The 23,562-nt window shown below is 70.7% G+C and carries 20 protein-coding genes and 2 pseudogenes; 8 read left to right on the top strand and 14 right to left on the bottom strand.

Translation table 11 applies throughout. The features are described 5' to 3' along the window. Positions 1-129: 129 nt before the first annotated feature. The 3 genes from DEW08_RS02660 to DEW08_RS02650 all read left to right on the top strand — a co-directional run bounded on the left by DEW08_RS02660 (position 130) and on the right by DEW08_RS02650 (position 3,162). On the top strand, positions 130-816 hold the full coding sequence (locus DEW08_RS02660) for a GntR family transcriptional regulator (protein WP_109325246.1): 687 nt from the start codon (positions 130-132) through the stop codon (positions 814-816). Positions 817-909: 93 nt separating this feature from the next. Next, a complete protein-coding gene (locus DEW08_RS02655; protein ID WP_109324252.1) occupies positions 910-2,454 on the top strand; it encodes a malonate--CoA ligase in 1,545 nt (514 codons plus the stop codon). A 135-nt stretch (positions 2,455-2,589) separates the two neighbouring features. Beyond that, positions 2,590-3,162, top strand: coding sequence for a TetR/AcrR family transcriptional regulator (locus DEW08_RS02650; RefSeq protein ID WP_109324251.1), 573 nt, complete (start codon positions 2,590-2,592; stop codon positions 3,160-3,162). Positions 3,163-3,212: 50 nt separating this feature from the next. Here the strand turns inward: DEW08_RS02650 and DEW08_RS02645 are convergent, their stop codons facing one another. From DEW08_RS02645 to DEW08_RS02630, 4 genes and pseudogenes are all read right to left on the bottom strand, one after another. Beyond that, positions 3,213-3,713, bottom strand: coding sequence for a winged helix-turn-helix domain-containing protein (locus DEW08_RS02645; protein ID WP_245986103.1), 501 nt, complete (start codon positions 3,711-3,713; stop codon positions 3,213-3,215). Continuing rightward, positions 3,665-4,890 (bottom strand): annotated as a pseudogene (locus DEW08_RS02640) (ISAs1 family transposase). The gene DEW08_RS02645 and the pseudogene DEW08_RS02640 overlap by 49 nt, the downstream one beginning before the upstream one ends. Positions 4,891-4,926: 36 nt before the next feature. Further along, positions 4,927-5,331, bottom strand: coding sequence for a response regulator transcription factor (locus DEW08_RS02635; RefSeq protein ID WP_342760727.1), 405 nt, complete (start codon positions 5,329-5,331; stop codon positions 4,927-4,929). A 107-nt stretch (positions 5,332-5,438) separates the two neighbouring features. Further along, complete coding sequence (locus DEW08_RS02630; protein WP_281262034.1) at positions 5,439-6,209, bottom strand: type 2 periplasmic-binding domain-containing protein; 771 nt, start codon at positions 6,207-6,209, stop codon at positions 5,439-5,441. Between the two features lie 503 nt (positions 6,210-6,712). On the opposite strand from DEW08_RS02630, the gene DEW08_RS02625 reads away from it, so the two are divergent. From DEW08_RS02625 to DEW08_RS02605, 5 genes are read left to right on the top strand one after another with little or no spacing between them, the layout of a single operon-like run. Then, entirely contained in the window at positions 6,713-8,407 is a 1,695-nt protein-coding gene (locus DEW08_RS02625; protein WP_109324249.1) for a SpoIIE family protein phosphatase, read from the top strand. Continuing rightward, positions 8,404-8,949 (top strand): SiaB family protein kinase, encoded by a 546-nt coding sequence (locus DEW08_RS02620; RefSeq protein WP_109324248.1) that lies wholly within the window; start codon positions 8,404-8,406, stop codon positions 8,947-8,949. The genes DEW08_RS02625 and DEW08_RS02620 overlap by 4 nt, the downstream gene beginning before the upstream one ends. Positions 8,950-8,963: 14 nt before the next feature. Next, a complete protein-coding gene (siaC, locus tag DEW08_RS02615; RefSeq protein WP_109324247.1) occupies positions 8,964-9,338 on the top strand; it encodes a biofilm regulation phosphoprotein SiaC in 375 nt (124 codons plus the stop codon). Positions 9,339-9,370: 32 nt separating this feature from the next. Continuing rightward, positions 9,371-10,252 carry a sensor histidine kinase gene (locus DEW08_RS02610; RefSeq protein ID WP_109324246.1) on the top strand — a complete coding sequence of 294 codons (882 nt, stop codon included), beginning with the start codon at positions 9,371-9,373 and terminating at the stop codon, positions 10,250-10,252. 20 nt (positions 10,253-10,272) lie between these two features. Further along, positions 10,273-10,965 carry a diguanylate cyclase domain-containing protein gene (locus tag DEW08_RS02605; RefSeq protein WP_245986100.1) on the top strand — a complete coding sequence of 231 codons (693 nt, stop codon included), beginning with the start codon at positions 10,273-10,275 and terminating at the stop codon, positions 10,963-10,965. A gap of 69 nt (positions 10,966-11,034) precedes the next feature. Here DEW08_RS02605 and DEW08_RS02600 read toward each other — a convergent pair whose 3' ends face one another. The 10 genes and pseudogenes from DEW08_RS02600 to DEW08_RS02555 form a co-directional block, all read right to left on the bottom strand. Then, on the bottom strand, positions 11,035-12,597 hold the full coding sequence (locus DEW08_RS02600) for an ATP-binding response regulator (RefSeq protein ID WP_245986098.1): 1,563 nt from the start codon (positions 12,595-12,597) through the stop codon (positions 11,035-11,037). A 258-nt stretch (positions 12,598-12,855) separates the two neighbouring features. Then, on the bottom strand, positions 12,856-13,623 hold the full coding sequence (locus DEW08_RS02595) for a response regulator transcription factor (protein ID WP_109324241.1): 768 nt from the start codon (positions 13,621-13,623) through the stop codon (positions 12,856-12,858). Further along, positions 13,623-14,708 (bottom strand): chemotaxis-specific protein-glutamate methyltransferase CheB, encoded by a 1,086-nt coding sequence (gene cheB, locus DEW08_RS02590; RefSeq protein WP_109324240.1) that lies wholly within the window; start codon positions 14,706-14,708, stop codon positions 13,623-13,625. The genes DEW08_RS02595 and cheB overlap by 1 nt, the downstream gene beginning before the upstream one ends. Next, positions 14,705-16,381, bottom strand: a complete 1,677-nt coding sequence (locus tag DEW08_RS31630; RefSeq protein WP_245986093.1) for a hybrid sensor histidine kinase/response regulator — start codon at positions 16,379-16,381, stop codon at positions 14,705-14,707. Before DEW08_RS31630 ends, cheB begins: the two co-directional genes overlap by 4 nt. Positions 16,382-16,746: 365 nt before the next feature. Continuing rightward, positions 16,747-16,977 (bottom strand): annotated as a pseudogene (locus DEW08_RS31905) (Hpt domain-containing protein); the annotation flags it as partial. Positions 16,978-16,993: 16 nt separating this feature from the next. Then, positions 16,994-18,670, bottom strand: a complete 1,677-nt coding sequence (locus DEW08_RS02575) for a methyl-accepting chemotaxis protein (RefSeq protein WP_109324231.1) — start codon at positions 18,668-18,670, stop codon at positions 16,994-16,996. A 27-nt stretch (positions 18,671-18,697) separates the two neighbouring features. Continuing rightward, positions 18,698-19,303 carry a chemotaxis protein CheW gene (locus DEW08_RS02570; protein ID WP_109324230.1) on the bottom strand — a complete coding sequence of 202 codons (606 nt, stop codon included), beginning with the start codon at positions 19,301-19,303 and terminating at the stop codon, positions 18,698-18,700. Beyond that, positions 19,300-20,391 (bottom strand): CheR family methyltransferase, encoded by a 1,092-nt coding sequence (locus DEW08_RS02565; RefSeq protein WP_245986090.1) that lies wholly within the window; start codon positions 20,389-20,391, stop codon positions 19,300-19,302. Before DEW08_RS02565 ends, DEW08_RS02570 begins: the two co-directional genes overlap by 4 nt. A 301-nt stretch (positions 20,392-20,692) precedes the next feature. Beyond that, the gene (locus DEW08_RS02560; RefSeq protein ID WP_245986088.1) at positions 20,693-21,226 is read right to left on the bottom strand and encodes a chemotaxis protein CheW; all 534 of its coding nucleotides are present in this window, start codon (positions 21,224-21,226) and stop codon (positions 20,693-20,695) included. A 126-nt stretch (positions 21,227-21,352) separates the two neighbouring features. Beyond that, positions 21,353-23,503 carry a methyl-accepting chemotaxis protein gene (locus DEW08_RS02555; RefSeq protein ID WP_109324221.1) on the bottom strand — a complete coding sequence of 717 codons (2,151 nt, stop codon included), beginning with the start codon at positions 23,501-23,503 and terminating at the stop codon, positions 21,353-21,355. Positions 23,504-23,562: the final 59 nt, after the last annotated feature.

The raw sequence follows: 23,562 nt of genomic DNA, 5'->3' as shown, positions 1-23,562 counted from the left end.
TAGCACAACGCATACTGCCTGTCCAATCTTTGTATACGGAACCGTATCGAGTTGTGTCCCGAACGTGGCCGCACCAGATGGTCCGACGGGATCGGACAGGGATCGAGGAAGGGAAAGACAAGAGTGCTGATGCCGGACCACCAGCCCGACAGGAAGGGCGCCACCCGTGCCGACGAGGTTCGGCTCGCCATCGAGGAGGACATCTTCCTCGGCCGCCTGCGCCCCGGCAGCCGCCTGGACGAGGAGAGTCTGGCGCAGCGCTTCAACATCTCCCGCACGCCGATCCGCGAGGCGATCCTGCAGCTCGTCCATGCCGGGCTGGTGGAGAAGCAGCCGCGCCACGGCGCGGTGGTCGCGCCGCTGAAGCTGCACCGCATGGTGCAGATGTTCGAGGTGATGTCGGAGATCGAGGGGCTGTGCTGCCGCTACGCCGCCCGCCGCATGTCGGAGGAGGAGAAGCAGGCGCTGAAGCGCATCCACGAGGAGTCGAAGGCCCACATGCGGGCCCGCGACCTCGACGCCTACTATGCCCTGAACCGCGCCTTCCACGAGGCGCTGCAGGCCGGCAGCCACAACGAGCCGCTGCAGGAGATCGCGCGCAGCCTGTTCGTCCGCCTCGCCCCCTACCGGCGGTACCAGTTGAACCACCCCGCCCGCGTCGACGACAGCTTCGTCGAGCATGACGCCGTGGTGGAGGCGGTGCTGGCCGGCGATCCGGAGCGCGCCTATCAGGCGATGCGCCGTCACGTCACCATCCAGATCGACATCTTCACGGAGTTCGTGTCGATCATGGGCGGCGACCGTATACAGGAATAGGCTCCAGCGGATACAAAACCGTGGCGGCGGGACCCGGCCTTGTGGTATCCGCCAATGCAACAAGCAAAATACTTCCCAGGGGGATTCGCAACCATGGCCGACGCCACCGCTCCCGCGAGCGACAACCTCTACGACCTGCTCCGCTCGCGCTTTCCGGCCGACCGGTCCCGCCCCTTCATCGTCACCGACGACGGCCGCACCGTCACCTACGGCGAGCTGGACAGCATGGTCGGGCGCTACGCCCGGCTGCTGGCCGACCTCGGCCTGAAGAAGGGCGACCGGGTCGCCGTGCAGGTGGAGAAGTCCGCCGAGAACATCGTCCTCTATCTCGCCACCGTGCGGGCTGGCGGCGTCTACCTGCCCCTGAATCCCGCCTACACCCGGGCGGAGGTCGAGTATTTCCTGACCGACGCCGAGCCGCACGTCTTCATCTGCCGTCCGGAGACGGCGGACGATCTGCGCGGGGTCGCGGACGGTGCGAAGGTCGCCCATCTGCTGACGCTCGGCACCCGGGGCGACGGCACCCTGCCCGCGCAGGCGGCGGACCGCGACGGCGCCTTCGACACCGTGCCGGCGGCGCCCGACGATCTGGCGGCCATCCTCTACACCTCCGGCACCACCGGCCGGTCGAAGGGGGCGATGATGAGCCATCGCAACCTCGCCTCCAACGCGCTGACGCTGCACCGGATCTGGGGCTTCCAGCCCGACGACGTGCTGCTGCATGCCCTGCCGATCTTCCACACCCATGGCCTGTTCGTCGCGACCAACTGCGTGCTGCTGAACGGCAGCTCGATGATCTTCCTGCCGAAGTTCGACGCGGACCAGGTGATGGGGCTGCTGCCGAAGGCGACGGTGATGATGGGCGTGCCGACCTTCTACACCCGCCTGCTCGCCCATCCCGGCCTGACCTGCGAGGCGACGTCGCACATGCGCCTGTTCATCTCCGGCTCGGCGCCGCTGCTGGCCGACACGCACAAGGAATTCTCCGCCCGCACCGGCCACGCCATCCTGGAGCGCTACGGCATGACGGAGACGGGCATGCTGACCAGCAACCCGCTGGACGGCGACCGCATCCCCGGCACGGTCGGCTTCCCGCTGCCCGAGGTGGAGCTGCGCATCGTCGATCCGGAGACGGGCGGGACCCTCGGCACCGACGAGATCGGCATCATCGAGGTGAAGGGGCCGAACGTCTTCTCCGGCTACTGGCGGATGCCCGAGAAGACGAAGCAGGAGATCAGGCACGACGGCTTCTTCATCACCGGCGACGTCGGCAGGATCGACGGGCGCGGCTATGTCCACATCGTCGGCCGGGCCAAGGACCTGATCATCTCCGGCGGCTTCAACGTCTACCCCAAGGAGGTCGAGACGGTGATCGACGCCATCGACGGCGTGGTCGAGTCGGCGGTGGTCGGCGTGCCGCACCCGGATTTCGGCGAGGCGGTGACCGCCGTCGTCCTGCGCCGCCCCGGCCTGACCAGCCCGGACGAGGCGGCGGTGATCGCCACCTGCAAGGCGCAGCTCGCCAACTTCAAGGTGCCCAAGCGCGTCTTCTTCATGGACGAGCTGCCGCGCAACGCGATGGGCAAGGTGCAGAAGAACCTGTTGCGCGACCAGCACAAGGCCCTCTTCACCGGCTGACCGGCCGGACGGCCCCGGAAAGACGAGCCTGCGAACGGTCGGACCGGCAACAATCCTGCCCAAAACCGATCCGATCGTTTATAAATCGCCGAACGCGTTTCGATACGCGGGCGTATGGCCGTTCGGGATCCGGTGATGGAAGCAAAGACGATGAACCGCGAGTCCTGGCTGACCGCCGCCTTCTCGGCTCTTGCCGAAGGCGGGGTCGACCAGGTGCGGGTCGAGCTGCTGGCGAAGAAGCTGAAGGTCACCAAGGGCAGCTTCTATTGGCACTTCCGCGACCGGACCGACCTGATGGCCGCCCTGCTCGACCAGTGGAAGCAGGGCCGCATCGCGGCGATCAAGGAACAGACCCGGCTGGACGGCCACGAGCCGGCGCAGCGGCTGCACGACCTGCTGGCGCTCTACAATGGCGCCAACCCGCGCGGCCTCGCCATCGAGCTGGCGGTGCGCGACTGGGCGCGGCGGGCGCCCGAGGCGGCCGCGGTGGTGGCGGAGGTCGACCAGGAGCGCCTGCGCTGCGTCGCCGACCTGTTCATCGCGCTGGGACTGCCGCAGCAGGAGGCGTCGGCCCGCGCCTTCCTGTTCTATTCCTTCGCCTTCGGCCAGGGGCTGATCGCCCAGACGGCGGTGCAGCAGGGGATCGCGACGGCCCACGCCATCTGCGGCACGGTCCTGGTGCCGGAACCGCGCAGCCCCGAAGCCTGACGTCCAAAGAAACCTACACCCAAGGATACCGGCGCCGGGGAATCCGGGGCTCAGGCGGCCGGTCCCTCCTGGCCGCTGCGCTGGACCGCGCCGACGAAGGCATAGCCGACCCCGTGGACCGCCTGCACCGGCAGCGGGGCGCCGGCGCGCTCCTCCACCTTCATGCGCAGGCGCCGCACCAGCGAATCGATCGAGCGGCTGTAGGGATCCCAGTCGCGCCCGGTCAGGGCCAGCGAGATGTCCTGGCGGCTCACCGGCTCTCCCGGCGCGACCACCAGTAAGGAGAGGAACTTGTACTCCGCGGCCGTCAGCGAGACCGCCGGGCCGGCCGGCGGCTGGATGCGCCACTCCGTGTCGTCGAACAGCCAGGTCTTCCGGGTGTCGGACCGGCTCTCGTGCCGGCTCTCGGGCAGCGGCGCGGAGGGCGCCTGGGGGAAAGGCTGCGGCGAGGCCGCACCGGCGGCGGGCTTCTGGATGCGCCGGACAGGGCTCCGAATCCAGGTTAACGGATTTTGGCGGCAAGGATGGCGTCGAGGTAATCGGTGTCCCATCCCGCCAGCTTTCGTCGGAGCTTGATGCTTGTCGCTTTGGGTTTGGCCGGTTTTTTGGTGGCGCGCCGCAGTCCCGAGCGCGGCCGGGCGGGTTCCTCGGCCTTGCGGACGAGATTGATGGCGAAATGGCGGACGACGGCCATGTTCTGAGCGCCATGTCCCTTGCGCAAGCGGGACTGGTCGTCGGTGAAGACGACGTCGAGAACCCAATGCAGCCGGTTCTCGATGCCCCAATGCCCCGAATGGCCTCAGCCGCTGCCTGGGCGCTCAGCGTGGCGGAAGAAACGTAGTAGCGGGTGTCGAAGCGGCAGCGGTCCTTCAACTCGGCTTTGCTGCCAACCCGAATGATCGAGGCGACGGCGGGCAGACGCACCTCGCCGGGGAAGCGGCGCTCGCCGGTCAGCCAATCGACCTCGCGGGCGACCGTGACCGTGCGCTGCTCGATCCGGCCATGGCCCTTGTCGATGTCGGTGGCGTGCTCGAGGGCCACGTCCGGGGCCTCGGCGAAGTAAGTTTCGATCTCATCGCGCAGGGTCGGCTGGTTGGCCTTGACCGCCAGCAGGTAGTCGGCCCCGGCGTCGCGGATGGCTTGGGCGATGGTGGCGTTGCAGGCGATGGCGTCGATGGTCACGATCGCTCCCGTGAGGCCGCCGTCGGCCGCCAGGCGCTCCAGAAGAACGGGAATGGCCGCGAGTTCGCCAGCCTTGTCTTCGACGGCTTCCTGCCCGAGCACCAGACGGCTGGTGGTGGCGAAGGCCGACACCAAGTGGAGAGGGGCTTGAGCGCGGCTGCGGTCATGGCTGCGCCGCGAGGTCTTGCCGTCGATGGCGACAAGCTCGGGGCGGTCGGGCCAAGCCTCGCGCACCCAGGCTGTGAAGCAGTCCTGGAACAGGCACGGGTTGATCCGGTTCATGAACACGGTCAGCCAGCGTCCGCTCGGCACCCCGTGATGGTAGGGCTGAAACCGCCGCAGAAAATCGAGCCGGGCTTCGCCCCACGCTGCGATCGCCTCATAATCCTCACAATCGGCGATCGTCCCACAGACCGCCAGAAGCAGAATCTCCGGCAAGGGATAGGCCACCCGCCACGGATCGCGCGGATCGTCGATCAGCGAAAAATGATCCAGCAGCGCCTTCAGACGCGATTTCTGACCAAATTCGGCTGCGATGGAACTCATGGCACGGCACCCCCGATCCGGTTCGGCCCCACCGAATCAGAAACCGTGCCGTTCGTAAACCAGCGTTAACCCGACTTCGGAGCCCTGGCGCCGGAGCAGCGCCTTGATCTGCGCCTCCACCTCGCGGAAGTTGACGGGCTTCACGAGATAGACGTCGGCCCCAAGCTCCAGCCCGATCACCCGGTCGATCAGGCTCGACCGCGCGGTCAGCATGATGATCGCCGCATTGCTGGCGGTGCGGATGCGGCGGGCGATCGAGAATCCGTCCTCGTCCGGCAGGTTGACGTCCAGGATGATGACGTCCGCCGTGCCCTGCTCGAGCACCGCGTCCAGTTCGCTTCCGCTGGCAGCCCCGCGCACCTCATAGCCGCACCGCTCGAGGTACTCGACCAGATCGTCACGCAGGTCGGCTTCATCTTCAACGACGACGATGCGCGCCACAGTAGCATTACCCTCGATACGGCCCCGTTTCGTCCGATGTTATCGCCATCGCACGGGATAGCCAACTATTCGTTTCAACGATCAGTCAAAATGGAAGTGATCGCAAATCAATACCGCAAGTACTGGTTGCGAACGGTCGCCCGGTAAGGCTCGACGGCCGCGCGGTTGATCTCATCGATCCTGCCCTTCTTCTCCAGGTCCGAGAAGCAACGGTCGAAGGCGTCACGCAGCGCGGCGTCGCGGAACATCATCGTGTAGGGCGTCGGCGGGAAGATGGCGGCGAAGACCACCTCCTGCCGGGGGTCGAAGGGCAGCGTCCCGCCCATCTCCGCCTTGGCCAGGAGCAGGCGGTTGTGCTCCGCGAAGATCAGGCCGTCGGCCAGCACCGCATCCACCCGGCCGGCGAACAGCAGGTTGGAGTGGACGAGCTGGTCCGAGCGCTCGCGGAAATCGGCGAAGCCCGGCACCGCCTCCCGCAGTCCCGGCAGCACGTCCAGCGCCCCGGCGAAGGTCACCACGCGCTTGCCGGCGAGATCGGCCAGCGAGGCGACCGACAGCCTGCTCCGCTTCAGGACCGAGGCGCCGTTCTGATAGCGGATGTAAGGGACGGAGCGGGCACCCGGCAGCTCCATGCCCGTCGGAACGGTGGTCACCGCATCCGCGGCGGCGCCGGCCTGGGCACCGTCCCGGAAGTCGATCCAGTGCCGGCCGAACGGCACGACGCGGAAACTGGCCGTATGGCCGCAGGCCTCCAGCGTCTCGCCGATGATGGCGGCCTCGTGCCCCTTGCCCTCGGCGGTCATCATCGGCGGCAGCTCCGGCGCCAGGATCGTCACCGTCCGGGCGGAGGCCGGCGCCGCCCCCAAGGCCAGAGCCAAAGCCAGAACCGGGGCCGGCGCTGCCCGCTTCGCCGCCCGGCGGCTACCCGTTTTCCGCATCGTCACCCCCCTCGGCTCGATCAGCCGGGAGCTTAGCACGCACGGCATCCCCGTCATCGGCGCAATTCGTCCAAATTTTTATCATTTCCATACTCAAATGCAGCGTGTCTTACCTTGCGCGTCACACATCGTCACAATCCGCGCTCGATCGTTACTATTCGCCAATAATATATCCCCGACCTTACCAATATCATATGCACGTTATACGAAAATGCCTGGACAACTCCAAATAATTGCGCCTCTATATCGTTGCTGATCTCACGTCATATTTCTCGCCTTCCCGGACGTGCCATTGCGCAACGACCCGTCAAGGCAAGGTGATATTGCTTGGGAGACAGACAATCGTCGGCACAATGCGGCAGAAGCCGCAACCGGGCCGGCGCAGCGTCACCCCTCGGGCCCACTGGACACCGGGTGCCGTGACCTGGATCAGGAGCCTATGGATGACGGTGACCGGCTGGGACGACGTTCGGTCCTACGGCCCGCCTCCCCAGGAGAACCCGGGGGCGGGGTCGCAGGGCCAGCAGGGGCATGAGCAGGACTCCCATGGGCCCATCCGCGGACAGGGGATGTCCGGCCGGCCGGCATCGCTGCTGACGCGGGTCATCGCGATGATCGTCGGCTGCACGCTGCTGGTCGGCGCCGTGTCGATGGCGGTCTCCGCCGTCCTGGTCGAGCAGCAGCAGCGCGAGTCGGTGATGCGCAAGGCCGAACTGGTCGCCTCCCTGCAGGGCAGCGCGCTGGCCCAGGCCGTCTGGGAGTTCGACGACCGCGCGGTGGAGGCGATGTTCCGCGGCCTGATGAGCCAGGATCCGGCGGTGCGCGCCGTCAAGGTCTGGGCGAGCGCCGGCCGCCAGGGCTCTCCCCTCGCCGCCCTCGAACGGCCGGCCGGCCGCGCGGCGGTCACCACGGTGGAGCGGCCGGTGATCCTGACCGGCGCTTCGGGCGAGCAGCAGATGGTCGGGCTGCTCCATCTCGACTATTCGCTGGAGGAGGCGCGTACGGCGACGCTGGCCGCGCTGGCGCCGATGGCCGGGCTCGTCTTCTTCTCGCTGGCCGGCGTCATCGGCATGATCAGCCTTCTGCTGAACCGGCTGGTGCTGGCGCCGCTGGCCCGGCTGACCCAGTCGGCCGGGGTGATCGCCACCGGCGACTACCGCGTCCGCCTCGCCGAGACGCGCACCGACGAGATCGGCCTGCTGACGCGCGCCTTCAACCATATGGCGGAGACGGTCCACGACTATACCGAGACGCTGGAACAGCGCGTCGCCGAACGGACGGAGGCGCTGCGCCAGTCCAACGAGCGGCTGGGCATCGTCAACCGCCAGGTGATGGACAGCATCCAGTACGCCAGCTTGCTGCAGTCCGCGATCCTGCCCGACGAGCGGGTGATGGCGCGCCGGTTCGACGGGCTGTTCACCGTCTGGCGCCCGCGCGACGTGGTCGGCGGCGACTTCTACGTCTTCCACGACCTCGGCGACGGGTTCCTGATCGGCGTCGTCGACTGTTCCGGCCACGGCGTGCCGGGCGCCTTCATGACCATGATGGTCAGCGCGGTGCTCGACCATGTGCTGGCCGAGGCTCCGGTGGAGGATCCGGCGGCGGTGCTGGGCCGGCTGAACCGCATGGTGCGGGCGACGCTGTCGCGCGGCCGGGACAATCCGCGCTTCGACAACGGGCTCGACATCGGGCTGTGCCTCGTCCGTCCGGCAGCGGGAGAACTGCTGTTCGCCGGCGGGCGCATCGGCCTGCTGGTGGTGGATGCCGGCGGCGCCGTGCGGGAGGTCAAGGGCGACGCGCAGAGCCTGGGCTACCGCCGCTCGCGCACCGACCACCGCTTCGCCACCCACCGGGTGCCGCTGCTGCCGGGCCGCAGCTTCTACCTGACGACGGACGGCTTCCTCGACCAGGCCGGCGGCCCGCGCGGCTTCGGCTTCGGCAACCAGCGCTTCCACGCGCTGCTGCGCGAGGCCGGCGCCCTGCCGCCGGCGGAGCGGCGCGCCCACCTGCTGGCCGCCCTCGCCGACTGGCAGGGCGACCGGCCGCAGCGCGACGACATCACCGTGATCGGCTTCACGCCGACCCTGCGGGGCCACCGGCCCTCCCCTTCGACCCCTGACCTTGAAGCGACCCGATGAAAGGCACCGACCTGTTCGACCTGCAGGGCCTGTTGTCCCAGCAGAAGCTGCTGATCTGCTTCAGCGGCCCCTTCAGCCACAGCGTGATCGAGGAGCTGGGCAAGGCGGTCCGCAACCACCTCGAACATGAACGGATCGAGAAGTCCGCGGTGATGGACGTCTTCTCCGTCTATGTCGAGCAGGCGCAGAACGTCCGCAACTACGCCCTCTCGCGCGAGGCGATGGGCCGGCCGGTCCCCAGCAGCAGCGGCATCGTGGTGATCGGCAAGGACGGCGACCGCTATGCCGTCAGCTCCGGCAACCTCGTGGAGGCGGAGGACGTGCCGGCGCTGACGGCATTGCTCGACCGGCTGCGCGGCCTCGACAAGGCCGGGCTGAAGGCGGCCTACAAGGAGCAGTCGCGCAAGCCGCGGGACCCTGGCGGCACCGGCGCCGGCCTCGGCCTGATCGACATGGCGCGCAAGGCCAGCCAGCCGCTGGAATATTCGGTCCGTCCCATCGACGACCGCTATTACTTCTTCAGCCTCGAAGTGCGGATTTAAGGGCGCGCGACGACATGGACAGTTTGCGGATCGCGGCGACCTCCTGCTCGCCGCTCATCGACTTCGACCCGGCCACGGGCATCCTGCGCATCGAAGGGGAATCCTACCCCGAGAACTCCTTCGAGTTCTATGCGCCGGTCTTCGCCTGGCTGGAGGAGTTCCTGCGGCAGCCGGCCGGCCGGATCGTGCTGAGCGTCGGGCTCAGCTACCTCAACACCAGCAGCATCAAGTGCATGATCGACGTGCTGGACATGCTGGACGCCGCCCATGGCGCCGGCCGGCCGGCCTGCGTCGAGTGGCACTACGACAGCGAGAACGACCGTGCCCTCGACATGGCCGAGGAGTTCAGGGAGGACGTCTCGCTGCCCTTCGAGATCCTCGCCCGCTGACCGCGGCGCGCATCACACGGGAGAACGGCTCCATGCGGTCGTCGGAGCAGGACATCCACCGGTGGGTGCAGCGTCTGGCCGAGGATCCGGCCCATGCGGACAACCCGCTGCTGGCGGAGTTCCGCAGCCTCGCCGACCGGCACGTCAAGCTGCTGCGCCAGTTGACCAAGATCGCCAAGATCAGCGACCGGCTGCAGGGCGAGACGAAGGCGATGGCGCAGCAGCAGCGGCAGTTCGTGCTGATGATCAGCCACGAGTTCCGCACGCCGCTGGCCATCATCGACAGCGCCTCGCAGATGATGGAGATGGAGCCGCAGCTGCCGGCCCCGGTGGTGCCGCGCCTGCGCAAGATCCGCAACGCGGTCGGCCGCATGCTGCACCTGATCGACCGCTGCCTTGCCGACGACCGGCTCGGCCGGAGCGGGGAGGCCACCGTCTTCGACCTGCCGGCCCTGCTGACCGGGCTGGTGGCCGACGCGCTGGCCGGCGGCCCCATCCACCGGATCGAGGCGACGGGCTGCGACCACCCGCTCCCCGTCACCGGCGACCGCGAGCTGCTGTCCGTCGTCTTTTCGAACCTCGTGGAGAACGCCGTCAAATACGCGCCGAACGGCGGGGTCATCCGGCTCGCCCTGTCGCGGGAGGGGGAATACGCGGTGGTCCGCGTCAGCGACGAGGGCATCGGCATCAACGCCGCCGACGCGGAGCGGGTGTTCGACAAGTTCTACCGGGCCTCCAACGCCGCCGGCACGACCGGCGCCGGGCTCGGCCTCTATCTCGCCCGCCGCATCGTGGAAGCGCACGGCGGATCGATCGAGCTGGACAGCGTGCCCGACCGGGGCTCCACCTTCGCCGTCCGCCTGCCCGCTTCCAACCGGTGCGACGGCGCGTCGGACGGGCGCGCCCGCCCATGAGGCGACGGGGGACCACAGGCATGATCCTGCAGGAGCAGAAGCTTCGGGACTGGGTCGAGCGGCTGTCGGCGGTGGAGGAGTTCGCCGCCCATCCGCTGATGGAGGAGTTCCGCGCCCTGGCGGCCGAGCATGGCAAGCTGCTGCGGCAGGTGGCCAAGATCGCCAAGATCAGCGACCGGATGCAGACCGACACCCGTCAGATGGCGCAGACGCTGCAGGCCGCCTCGCAGACCGATCCGCTGACCGGCCTGCCCAACCGCCGCCACATGATCGAGCGTCTGGAGGCCGAGCTGGCGCGCGCCCGGCGCTATGGCAGCGGCTTCGCCCTCATCATGCTGGACATCGACCATTTCAAGGCGATCAACGACGCCTGGGGCCATGCGGTGGGCGATCTGGCGCTGGTGGAGACGGCCGCCCTGCTGCGCGCCAACCTGCGGGCGAGCGACCTGTGCGCCCGCTGGGGCGGCGAGGAGTTCCTGATCCTGCTGTCGGCGGCCGACCTCGATCAGGCGCGGGCGGTGGCCGAGAAGCTGCGCGTCGCCACGGCGGCGCATCCGACGGTCCACAACGGCCGGGACATCCGCCTGACCCTCAGCCTCGGCATCACCGTCTACCATCCCGGCCGCAGCGCCGACGACTGCATCCAGGCCGCCGACGACGCGCTCTACGAGGCCAAGCGCGCCGGCCGCGACCGCTGGGCGGTGAGGGGCTGAGCAGGTTTCGCAGGACTTCCGGGCCCGTCCGCAGGCGGGGGGCGCTCTGAAGCCCTACCCGGCCGCCGGTCAGCCGGGCCGCGTCTCGCCGGTCCTGCCCCGGGCGGCCCGGATGCCCTCCATCTCGCGGCGCAGCTCGCCGGGATGGAGCGGCTTGTGCAGGAAGCTGCAGCCGCGGCGCTGCCCTTCCAGCAGCGCGTCCGACGCCGTCTCGCCGGTCAGCACGACCGCCGGGATGGCCGTGGCGAACAGCCGGCGCACCCGGTCGATCACGTCGAAGCCGGAGACGTTCCCCGGCAGGCGGAGATCGGTCAGGATCACGTCCGGCGGCTCGGTCAGCCCGTCGACCGCCGCGAACACCTCGCGCATGTCCGCCGCCGACACGATGGCGCACCCCCAGGACTCCAGCGTCAGCCGCAGCCCGGTCAGCACCATGCTGTCGTCGTCGACCACCAGCACCGTCATGCCGTCCAGCGGCACCCCGGCGGGGCCCTCCCCGTCCGCCGCGGCCGGTCCGGCAGGCTCCGCCGCCGCGTCCGTCTCCGCCCCGTCGACCGTCACCGCGAAGACCGACCCGCGGCCGGAGCGCGACTGCACCTCGACCGGCGCGTTCAGCAGCGCCGACAGGCGCCGGACGATGGCGAGACCGAGCCCGAGGCCCCGCGTCGGATCGCGGCTGGGGTTGGTGAGCTGGTGGAACTCGTCGAAGATGACGTCCAGCTTGTCCTTGGGGATGCCGTAGCCGGTATCCCACACCTCGATCCGCCAGCGCGGGCCGCGCCGGCGCATGCCGATCAGGATGCCGCCCTGCCGGGTATAGCGGATGGCGTTGGACAGCAGGTTGCGCAGGATGCGCCCCAGCAGAACCGGGTCGCTGCGCGTCACCGCGCCGGCCAGATGCACCCGCAGCCGCAGCCCCTTCTCCTCCGCCTGCGGGCGGAACTCCTCGACCAGCGACTCCACGAGGCCGTCGAGCGACACGGTCTGGAAATCCGGCGTCACCGTACCGGCGTCCAGCGTGGAAATGTCGAGGAGCGCGTTCAGGAGCTGCTCCCCCGCCGTCATGGCGTTGCCCAGCATCTCGGTGGTGCGCATCGCCCGCGCGTTGCCGGCCACCTGCGCGCCGAGCGCGTCGAGGAACAGCCGCATCGCCTGGAAGGGCTGGCGCAGGTCGTGGCTGGCCGAGGCGAGGAAGCGCGAGCGGGCGGCGGTGGTCCGCTCGACCTCCGCCCGCATGGTCGCGGCGAGGTTCGCCATCGCCTCGTCCATGCTCGCCTGGGCCAGCACGCCGACCACCCGCCCCTGCTCCGTCAGGGGAACCGCACGCAGCCCCAGCGTGCCGCCGTCCGCCGGCCGCGGCAACGACAGAAGGACGCTGTCGGCGGTCCCGCCGGCCAGCCCGGCATAGAGAGGAACCAGCGCCGTCGCGACGGCCGGCCAGGCCTCCCCCAGCACCAGCGGGGCCTCGGCCTCCTCGCGGCTGCGCCGCACCGCTTCCGGCCGGTCGAGCAGCGCCGCCAGGGAGTCGTTGCACAGGGCCGTCGCCGCGTCGGGCGGACCGACCACCAGCAGGGCCGGTAGGCTGCTCGCCAGACACAACCGTCGCGCGTTCTCCAGACCGTCGGAAGACATCCCGCCGGGACCGGCCGGCCGGTCTTGCTGCGACCGCAGGTCACCCTGTCCGGGCGCGGGACTCTCCGAATGGCGGCGTTTCACGTCACAGTCTCTTGCAGTCGGGGTTGCAGTCGTGGTTCCCGAAAACGGCGGCACGGCGAGGTCGGACGGCTGCGGTCCCATGTCAGACGACGATCCGGGAAAGAACCGCAGAAAGCGGTGCCGATAATAGTCACTCGCACTTTCAGGCGAAACCGCACATTCGCGCTACCTCGCCTATGAGGAAAGTTGTGCTTGCGGCATCCTCAATAAATGATCCTCGACGAAATATTTGCGCCGCAGCAACGCCATCAGACGGATCTTGAGCGTCTCCATGGACTGCCCCTTTCCGACGAAATCGTCCGCCCCGGCGGAGAGGCTGAGCTTGAGCTGCTCCTCGTCGTCCTGGCTGGTCAGGATGACGATCTGGAAGAACAGGCCGCGCCGCCGCCGGAAGCGGTCGAACCGCTCGCAAAGCTGCGTCCCGCTGGTCCCCGGCATGACGAGGTCGAGGATGACGCAGTCCAGCCCCCCTTCGGACAGGGCCGCCACCGCCTCGTCGGCATTGCGGGCGGCGGTGACGCTGCAGCCCTCGTCCTCCAGCTCGGCGCGCAGGAACTCGCGGTAGGTCGCGCTGTCGTCGACGATCAGGATGCGGGCCCGGCGGAAGATCTCCTCCGGCGTCGGCGGCGCTGTGCGCCGCTGCAGGCGGGACAGCGCCTCGCGCACCACCGTCTGCGGATCGGCGGGATCGAAGCGCCCTTCGCCGCGCCCCAGCACCAGGACGGGGACGGCGACGCGGGCCGACAGCCTGTCCAGCCCCTCGGCGCCGATCGTGTCGCCCTCGGCGATCACCAGCTCCGGCGCGTTCTGCGCCAGCTCGGCGAGCGCGGCGTCCAGGCCGTCGACGCAGGCAGTCTCGATGCCCTGCTCCTCCAGCAACAGCTTCAGGAGCAGGCCCTGGGTCTGTGAAGCCACGACCACGAGGACGCGCGCGCCGTTCATCAGGCAACCCCTTCGCCACGGATCAGTTGCAGAAGCCGGGGCGCCACCCGGTCCACCGGCAGTTCCTCCACCGCTCCCCCCAATCGTACCGCAGTCCCCGGCATGCTGTGGATCACCGCAGTCGAGGAATGCTCCGCAATGGTGTAGGCGCCGGCCTGGCGCATCGCCAGGAGGCCGCGCGCCCCGTCCTCGCCCATGCCGGTCAGCAGCACGCCGATCCCGGCCGGACCGTAGGAGGTGCCGAGCGACTGGAACAGCACCTCCCCCGACGGCCGCTGGCCGCAGACCATCTCGCCCTCCACCAGACGCATCGCGCCGCCCTCGACCCGCAGGTGCCGGTCGCCGGGGGCGACATAGACATGGCCGGCCCGCGGGCTGCCGCCCTGCTCGGCGAGGCTCACCGGCAGCGGGCAGACGGAGCCGAGCCAGGAGGCGAAGCCCTCCACGAAGGGCGCGCCGATATGCTGCACGATGAAGACCGGCACCGCGAAATCCCTCGGCAGATCCTTCAGCACCTTCACCAGCGCCGCCGGACCGCCGGTGGACGCGACGATGCCGAGCGCGCGGTAGCGCCGCCCGCCCGGCTGCGGCGCGGACGGCGCGAAGCCGTCGCTCCCCGGCGCGGTCCCGTCCGTGCCGGCCCGCCCGGTACGCGGCGAGATGCGGCGCCGGATCACCTTCACCTGGCTCATGATGACGAGCTGCGTGCAGAGATGGCGGGCCAGCGTCTGGTAGTCGGCCCGCGCCACGCTGCCCGGCTTCTCCACCACCGCCAGCGCGCCCGCCTGCAGCGCCCGCATGGGAATGTCGAGGTCGCGGACGTCGGAGGCCACCACCACGATCGGGGTGGGCTGCTGGCGCATGATGCGGTTCGTCACCTCGAACCCGTCGATGCCCGGCAGCCGGATGTCGAGCGAGATCACGTCGGGTCCCAGCCGCTCGGCCATGCGCAGGGCCTGCTCGCCGGACGAGGCGACGCCGGCCACCTCCAGCCGCGGATCCTCGCCGATGACGTGCGCCAGCAGCGCCTGGATGACCGGCGAATCCTCCACCACCAGGACGCGGATCCTGCGCTGCAGCGTCATAGCAGCCGCCGGATGCCGGCCAGAAGCTCGTTCTGGTCGAAGCGCGTCTTGACGATGTAGGCGTCGGCCCCCAGCCGCAGGCCGCGCTCGCGGTCCTCGTCGCTGGCGCGCGAGGTGACCAGGATGACCGGGATTTCCGACAGCCGCGGGTCGGCCTTGACCGCCTGCAGCAGGGCGAAGCCGTCCATGCGGGGCATCTCGACGTCGCTGATGATGAGATCCACCCCGGGGCCCTCGCCGCTCTGCGCTTCCGTCAGGCGCTCCAGGGCCTCCCGCCCGTCGACGCACAAGCTCACCCGATAACCATGGGCTTCGAGGATGCTTTTTTCCAGCGTACGGGTGGTGATGCTGTCGTCCACCACCAGGATGTGCGGGACCGGCCGCGGGGCCTCCGGGCTCCGCCGGACGGTGGCGGGCAGCCCGTCGCCCGGCGCCGGCACCAGGCGGGGAACGTTCAGCACCAGGGCGGGCGACCCGTCGTCCAGCAGCACGGTGCCGAGATAGCGCGCCGGGTCCAGCCCGATCTCGTCGGCGGCGGTCACCACCGCCTCGCGCGTCGCGATGAAGCGGTCGACCGCCAGCGCCAGCCGCCGCCCGCCCGCCAGCTTCGCCACCAGCAGCGGCAGGCGCCGGCCGGGCAGGACGGCCGGGGCCGCCGCCTCCATGCCGAGCAGCGCCGCCAGCGAGGTGACGGGCACGTCCTCCTCCTCCAGCCGGACGGTCGGGGTGCCGAGGCCGGAGAACAGCTCCTCCGCCGCGACCCGGTGCAGCCGCGCCACGTCGGCCGAGGGGACCGCCATCACCTCGTCCTCGATGCCGACGAAGATCAGGCGCTGGCTCAGCAGGCTGAGCGGCACCTCGATGGTGACGACCGCGCCGGGGCCGTCCTCGCGCCCGGCGATGGCCAGGGTGCCCTGCAGCCGCTCGACCTCCGCCCGCGCGATGGCCAGCCCCATGCCGCGGCCGGCCAGCTCGGTCGTCCGCTCGGCGGTGGAGAAGCCCGGCTGGAACAGCAGCTCGACGAGCTGCTCCGGCGTCGCCTCCGCCGCCGCCTCTGGCGTCAGCAGCCCCTCCTCCGCCGCATGGCGGGCGATGGCGGCGCCGTCGATGCCGCGGCCGTCGTCCTCGATGGTCAGGCGCAGTCGCCCGCCCTCCACCGCGGCGGTGACGGCGATGCGCGCGGCCGGCCGCTTGCCGCGCAGGACCCGCTCCTCCGGCGGCTCGATGCCGTGGCTGATCGCGTTGCGCGCGATGTGCAGCACGGGGTCCTTCAGCCGCTGCAGGACGCTGCGGTCGGCCTCCACCTCCAGCCCGCGGACGTCGACCTCCACCTCCTTGCCCTGGCTGCGGCTGATGTCGCGGATCATCCGGCCGAGCCCGCCGAACTGGCTTTCCGCCGGCAGCATGCGCAGCCGCCGCACGTCCTCCTGCAGGCCGCCGCCCCAGCGCCGCATCGACCAGACCAGCCGGTCGTGCCCGCGGTGGGTATGGTCGAGCGCCGTCCCGAGCGCGCGCAGCCGCCGTTCGAACGCCGCGGTGGCCGAACGCATGGCGTCGGCACCCTCCCCCGCCCCCTGGACCCGCGGCCGCATGTGGCGCCATGCCCGCTCCAGCGCCCGCCATTCCTGGCGCAGCGCCCGCATCTCCTCGCCCAGCGCCGCCTGCGCCTCCACCTCCGGCAGCAGTGCGCCGGCGGTGACCGACAGCTGCTCCAGCCCCTGCGCGGCGATGCGGACGAGCGACGGGGCGGCGCCCGCGGCCGGCGCCGGCCGGCGCGGCTCCCGGGGCGGCGGCCCGGCAGCCGCCGCCGCGGGGGCTGCGGCGCCGGAGCGCCCTCGCCCGCCGGGGACTGCGTCCGGACCGCCGCGATGCGGTCGAGGTCGGCCAGGACGCCGGACAGCTCAACCGCGCCGCCCTCGTCCGGGCCGGCCCCCGTGCCGCCGGCTCCGCCGCCGCGGGTGGACCAGGCGACCACGTCCTCGATGGCGTCGAGCGCCCGCCGCACCGCCGCCACCGTGTCGGGATCGAGCACCGCCGCCCCGCGCTGGACGGCGATGAAGGCGGCCTCCATGCGGTGGGCGATCGCCTCGACCTCCGGCAGGTCGACGGCGCGCGCCGCCCCCTTCAGGCTGTGGGCGCGGCGGTGGATGTCGACGATGTCCGGCGGGGCGCCGGTCTCCTCCGCCGCGCGCAGGGCCGTCCGGATCGCCGAGAGGTGATCCTTGTGCTCGAACTCGAACGCGGCGAGGAGGCGCTGGCGGATGTCCATCGGAGCGTCCCGGCCGTCAGACCTGGTAGTTCCGCACCGCCTCGACCAGCCCCTGGCCGAGGTTGTTCAGGTTGGTCGCCGCCCCTTCGAGCTGGCGGGTGCCGGCGGCGGTCTGGCTGCTCGCCTCGCGGATGTTCTGCAGCGCCTGGATGACCTGCTCCAGCCCGATCTGCTGCTGGTTGGTGCCGGCGACGATCTGCTGGAAGGCCTGCACGCTCTCCTGGATGTTCTCCGCCATGTTGCGGATGGTGGACTGGGTGGCGTCGGTCTGGCGCTTGCCGGCGGCGACGCGCTTGACCGCCTCTTCCGTCAGCATGACCGAGGCGTTGATGCCGTGCTGGATCTCGCTGAGGTTGGAACGCACCTGCGCCGTCGCCTCCTTCGCCTGGTCGGCCAGGCTCTTGATCTCGCCGGCCACGATGGCGAAGGTCCGGCCGTGCTCGCCGGCGGCCGCCGCCTCGATGGCGGCGTTCAGCGCCAGCAGGTGCGACCGCTCGGCGATGTCGTTGACCGTCACGATGATCTCGCCGATCGCCTGGGTGCGCTCGGACAGGATCACGATGTTCTCGGCCACCGCCTCGGCCTGCTCGCGGATCGCGTCCATCGCCTGGATGGTGTCGTCCACCGCCCGCAGCCCCGACTGGCTGTCGGCCACGACGAGCTGGGCGCTGTGCGCGACGTCCTGGGCGCGGCGGTTGATCTGGGCGCCGGACTCGGTGATCTCCGACAGGGTGGCGGTGGTCTGCTCGACCGCGGCAAGCTGCTCGGCGACGCTGGCCGACTGCTGCTGGGTGGAGGCGCGGATCTGGGCGGTCGCCGCATGCACGCTCTCCGCCGTCTCGCGGGTGGTGCGCGCCATCGACTTCAGCCGGCCGGCCATCTCGTTCAGATGCTCGCCGAGGATCGCCAGCTCGTCCCTGCCGGAGATGGCGACGGTCTGGGTAAGGTCGCCGTGGCCGACCCGGGTGACGAAGTCGATCGCCCGACCCAGCCGGCGGGTGATGGAGCTGCCGATCAGCCAGATCACGAACACCGCGACCAGGAACACCATGACCAGCGCCACGATCGAGGACTGGATCGCCGTGTCGTAGATCGAGCGGATGTCCTCGCGGCCGGCGGCGGTCAGCCGCTCGATCGCCTTCTGGGCCTGCTCGACGCGGTCCTCCATCACCTTGCGCAGGTCGTCGGCGCGGGCGCGGTGCTGCAGCGCCTCGGCGATCTGCCCACGCTCCAGCATCGTGTAGATCATCCGCGCCTCCTCGCCGACATTGGCGATGGCACGCGTCATCTCGGCGACCGCGGCATCCAGCTCGGTCCAGCCGCGCCGCCGGCTGTCGGTGACGGCCATCGCCTGACGCTCCGCGATCATGGCGCGCAGCCGCCCCAGCGTGTCGCGCATGCGCACGCCGGTCTCCTCGTAATGCTGGCGGTACTGGGCGATGTCGACGGTGCGCCCCTCGGCGGCGGCCAGCGAGGCCGTGTTCACCGCGGTCTCGCGCGTGCTGCGCAGGTCCGCCTGATAGCCGACCACGCGGGTCACCATGTCGGCGGCGTCGGTGTCGTACTTCGACACCGCCATGATGACGGTCAGCGCATCGGAAAAGCGCGCCATCTGGAACAGGGCCAGCAGCGCCGACAGGACGCACACCACCCCGAAGCCCAGGACCAGCTTGTGCGCGACTCTCAGGTTCATTCTCTCGGTCTCCAGTCCTAAGGCCCGTCAGGCCGCCGTGACGGCGTCGAGGATCGCCGCCATGTCGAGGATCGCCACCCGCTCCGCGGTCAGCCCGCGGACATAGCTCTGCTCCGCCCTCTGGTCCGGCTCCGGTGGAGCTTCGGCGAAGGTGGACAGGTCGAGTTCCTCCACCCGTTCCACCGTCGCCAGCCGCAGCGCCGCCGGCCGCCGGTCGCCGGTGCGCAGCACGACGGCGTAGCCGTCGCCGGCCGCCGTCCCGTCGGCCGCCCCGCCGCCGCACAGCCGGTCGAGGTCGAACAGCCGCATCACCCGCCCGCCGGTGGCGATCACCCCCAGCACGGCCGGCGGCGCGCCGGGAACGCGGGCGAGCCGGGGCAGCGGCACGATGTGGGCGAGGTGGCGCAGCGCCAGCGCATAGCGCATCTCCGCCCCGCGGGCGATCAGCACCGCGGTGCGCGAGATGCGCGTCATCTGCGGCGGCACGGCCAGTTCCGCCGCCCGCCGGTCGAGCACGGCGTCGGCCCAGCGCCCGCGGCCGGAGAAGATGTCCTCCAGCGCCGCGTTCTGCCGGGCGAGCCGGGCGCGCACCGCCCCCCAGTCCACCGGACGGCGTTCGTGGCCGCCGCTCATGACGCCTCCTCGCCCGACAGCCACAGCTCGACCATGCCGTGCAGTTCGCGCACCGTCAGGCCGCCGCCCTCGGCCACCGGATCGTCGTCGGACCGGCCGGCCATGGCGTCGCGGGCGTTGCGGAAATGGCGCTGCGCCGCCGCGAGCTTGCCGCGCCGCCAGTAGGCGAGCGCCAGGTGATAGTCGGCCAGCACGAAGCCGGGGTCGAGGTAGAGCGCCCGCTTGAAGGCCGCCACCGGATCGCCGACCCCCAGATCCTCCTCCAGCAGCCCCAGCCGGTAATGCGCCGCCGGATCCATCCGGCTGCGCTCCACCTCCGCCAGCGCCGCTTCGAGGGCGGAGCCGCGCCCCCCCTCGTCGTCGCGCCGGGGGGCCTTGCGCGCCGCGGGCTTCGCCGGCGGTGGAGCCGGCGCGGGAGCGGCGGTGGAGGCCGCGGCGGGAGCGGGCGCCGCCGGCCTCACGAACCGCGGCGGCCTCGGCGGCGGCGGCACGGCCGGTTGCGGCGGCGCCGGCCGGAGCTGCCTGCGGTACAGCGTGGCCCCCGGCACGGGCACCGGGGAGAACAGCTCGTTCAGTTGCGGCCCCGCCTCGGCATGGCCCACCACCAGCCAGCCGCCGTCGTTCAGCGCCGCGTGCAGGTCGCCCAGCAGCCGGCGCCTCGTCGCCTCGTCGAAATAGATCATGACGTTGCGGCACAGGATGATGTCGAAATGCCCGATCCCCCGCGGGTAGGAGGGGATGGCGCCGTCCACCAGATTGAAGACCATGAAGCTGGTCCACTGGCGGAACTCCGGCTTCACCGTCCACTGCTTGCCCCGGTGGTCGAAGGCGGCCTCCTGGATGTCTGGCGACAGCCCGCGCAGCGCCCAGTCGCCGTAGGTGGCGCGGCGCGCCTGCTCGATGAAGGCGCCGTTGATGTCGGTGCCCAGGATGTGGACCTGCCAGCCGGCGAGCTGCTCGGCGAAGGTCCGGCGCAGCAGGATCTCCAGCGTATAGGCCTCCGGCCCGATGGAGCAGCCGGCACTCCAGATCCGCAGTAGCCGCGACGACTGGTTCCGGCGCAGGCATTCGGGATGGCGACGGCGCACAGCGCCTCGAACTGTTCGATGTAGCGGAAGAAGAAGGTCTCGCCGACCGTCAGCTCGTTGATCAGGGCCTGGAACTCGCTGCCGGCCGGCCCCTCCTCCTCCAGCCGCCCGAGATAGTCGCCGAGCGTCGGCTTCGGCCCCCCATGCGGAAGGCTGGCCTGCTGGAACTGCGGCAGCCGCCGCGCGATCCGTTCGGCGAAGGCGGCGTCCTTGTCGGCGTAATAGGCGAGGCCGGTGGCGCCGATGACCATCGCCTTGACCCGCGGAAAGGCGGGGTCATGCCGGATGCTGTCGATGAGGGTCACGGCGTCGTCGCGCTCCAGCCCGACAGGCGCCGTTCCTCCGCCGCACGGAAGGCGTCGAGCAGGCTCGTCTCCGTCTCGGTCAGCAGCCGGCCGGGCGACAGCACGGCGACGGTGCCGAGCGCGTCGCGGAAGGCTCCGACCGCGCAGCCGTTGAAGGACAGGGCCGGGTCGGCCGGCAGCAGATCCTCCGGCGCGACCGGCACCACCCCGTGCACCCGCCCGGCGAGCAGCGCCAGCATCCCCTCCGCCCGCCCCTCGGCCCGGCCCTCGGCCCGCTCGACCAGGAGAAGCGGGGCATAGAGACCGACGTCGCGCACCGGCAGGCCGAGGATCGCCGCGAGCCTCAGCACCGGCACCACCGTGCCGTGATAGACGAAGATGCCCTCCACCGGCGCCGGCGCGGTCGGCAGCCGGTCGAGCCGCGGCAGCGGCAGGAACCGCCGCACCGCCCCGACCGGCAGCGCCAGCCGGTCGCCGGCGATGGAGAAGACGACATGGCTGGTCGTCGATGGCGGGGGCGCATCGATCATGCGGGACTGCGGCATCCTTGAGGCGACCCTGAGAATCACGGGCAAGATGCCGCATCCGCGTCACGGCGGGAAATACCCCAATGGTTGCCGGCGATTGGTCCTATGACTTCACCGACCTTCGTATAGTCATGCCGCCTTGATCTCCGACAGGAACTGTTCGATCTCGCTGCGCAGATGCCCGGCCTGCCTCGTCAGATCCTGCGACGAGACGAGAACTTCATTTGCCACGGTCTTGGTCGAATCGGCCGCGCGGGCGACGCCGTCGATGATGCTGGTGACCGAATGGGTGGCCTGCGCGGCCTGCTGCGCGTTGCTGGCGATCTCGCTGGTCGCCTGCCCCTGCTCCTCGATCGCCTGGGAGACGACGCCGGAGATCCGGCCCATGTCCTCGATCACCGTGATGATCTGCCCGATGGCGGAGGCCGCGCCGTCGGTGACCGACTGCATGGTGGCGATCTGGCTGGAGATCTCCTCGGTCGCCTTGCCCGTCTGGTTGGCGAGGCTCTTCACCTCGCTCGCCACCACGGCGAAGCCCTTGCCGGCCTCGCCGGCCCGCGCCGCCTCGATGGTGGCGTTCAGCGCCAGCAGGTTGGTCTGCGCCGCGATGTCGTGGATGAGCTGGACGACCGCGCCGATCCGGCCGGCCGTGTCGACCACCACCCGCATCGTGTCGCCGGCCTGGGCGGCGGCGGTGATGGCGGCGTCGGTGATCTTCCGCGATTCGCCGATATGGCGCCCGATGTCGCCGATCGAGGCGCGGAGCTGGTTGGCGGCGGTCGCCACCGTGCCGACGTTGGCGGCGGTCTGGTCGGCGGCGATGGCGACGCTGGTCGCCTCGTGCAGGGTCCTGTCGGCGCCGTCGCTCATGCCGCGGGCGGTCGATTCCAGGCCGCCGGCCGCCTGCGCCACCGCCCGCACGATGCCGCCGACCCGCTCGTCGAAGCCCTCCATCAGCCGGTCGAGGTGGCGCGAGCGCTCCTCGCGCAGGGACTGGACGCGCTGCTGCTCGGCATGCAGGGCGTCGGCACGGATCAGCGCCTCCTTGAACACCTGCATGGCGGCGGCCATGCGGCCGATCTCGTCGCTGCGCTCGCGCGCCGGGATGTCCAGCGTCCGCTCGCCGTCGGCCAGCCGCTGCATGGCGACGCTCATGTCGGTCAGCGGCCGGACGATGCCGCGGGCGAAGAGCACCCCGCCGAGACAGATCACCGCCAGCAGCAGGGCGCCCGCCCCGATCATCCGGTTGCGCATGGCGGCGACCGGGGCCAGCACCTCGTCCACCGACGCCTCGGCCAGGACCAGCCATTGCAGCGTGCCGTGCGACACCGGGCGGAAGGCGACCAGCGCCTGCGCCGTGCCGCGTTCGTTGCGCGCCTCGACCACGCCGGTGCGGCCGGGGGCGGTGGCGACGGCGGTCGCCGCACCGCCCTCGTAGCCCTTCAGCACGGCGGAACCGGTGGCGAAGCGCGGCGTGCTGCGCAGCCGGCCGTCCATGCCGAGAAGATAGGTGTCCCCCGTATCGCCCATGCCGTCGGTGGTCCGCAGGATGCGGTCCAGCCCGTCGGCACGCAGCCGGAAGACCAGGACCGCCAGCAGTTGCACGCCGCCGTCCGGCTGCTGCAGCGTCACCGGGCTGGCGATGAAGGCCGAGGGGGCGCCCGCCGCCGCCTTGTAGGCGGTGAAGTCCAGCATGCGCGCCTGTCCCGGCCGGGGATCGCGCTTGATGTCCTCCAGCAGGGCTGCGAGCGGGCCGTCCACCGCCTGGATGCCGAAATCGTCGCCCTTGGCGGCGGTGTAGAGCAGCGTGCCGGTCGGCGCCATCACCAGCACGTCGGCCAGGCCGCGGCGCAGCATCAGGTCCTGCATCCCGCCATGCACCCGCAGGTGGGCCATGTCGTACATGGTGTTGCCGTCCGACTTCTCCAGCTTGTGGCGCTCGGCCGGCGGATGGGGATTGCCCTCCACGTAGCGCTTGCGCAGCAGCGTGGTGGGATCGCCGCGGTCGGCCTCGATCCGCCAGCCGTTGTTCAGCGCCACCACCGCGTCGCGCAGCGAGCGCGTGTTGGCGGTGAGGACCACGTCGCCCTCCAGCCCCTCGATGTAGGAGCGCACGCTCGCCTCCCGCGCGTTGGCGAGCGCCACCAGCTTGTCCTGGGCCGCGTCGCGCAGCCGGTCCGAGGCCGTCAGATAGGCGAAGCTGCCGAGCAGCAGCGCGGTCAGCACGGCGGACGCCGCCACCATACCGGGAATCTTGTGCCGCAGAAGCAGACCTTTCATACCGTCGTTTCTCCCCCCGAGGCCCGCCGCCGGTTGGTTCCGGTTGATTATGGGCGGGT

This window comes from Azospirillum thermophilum (assembly GCF_003130795.1).
Classification (GTDB): Bacteria; Pseudomonadota; Alphaproteobacteria; order Azospirillales; family Azospirillaceae; genus Azospirillum; species Azospirillum thermophilum.
Note: the sequence above shows the minus strand (reverse complement) of the source record. Positions and strands in the feature narration are given on the sequence as shown.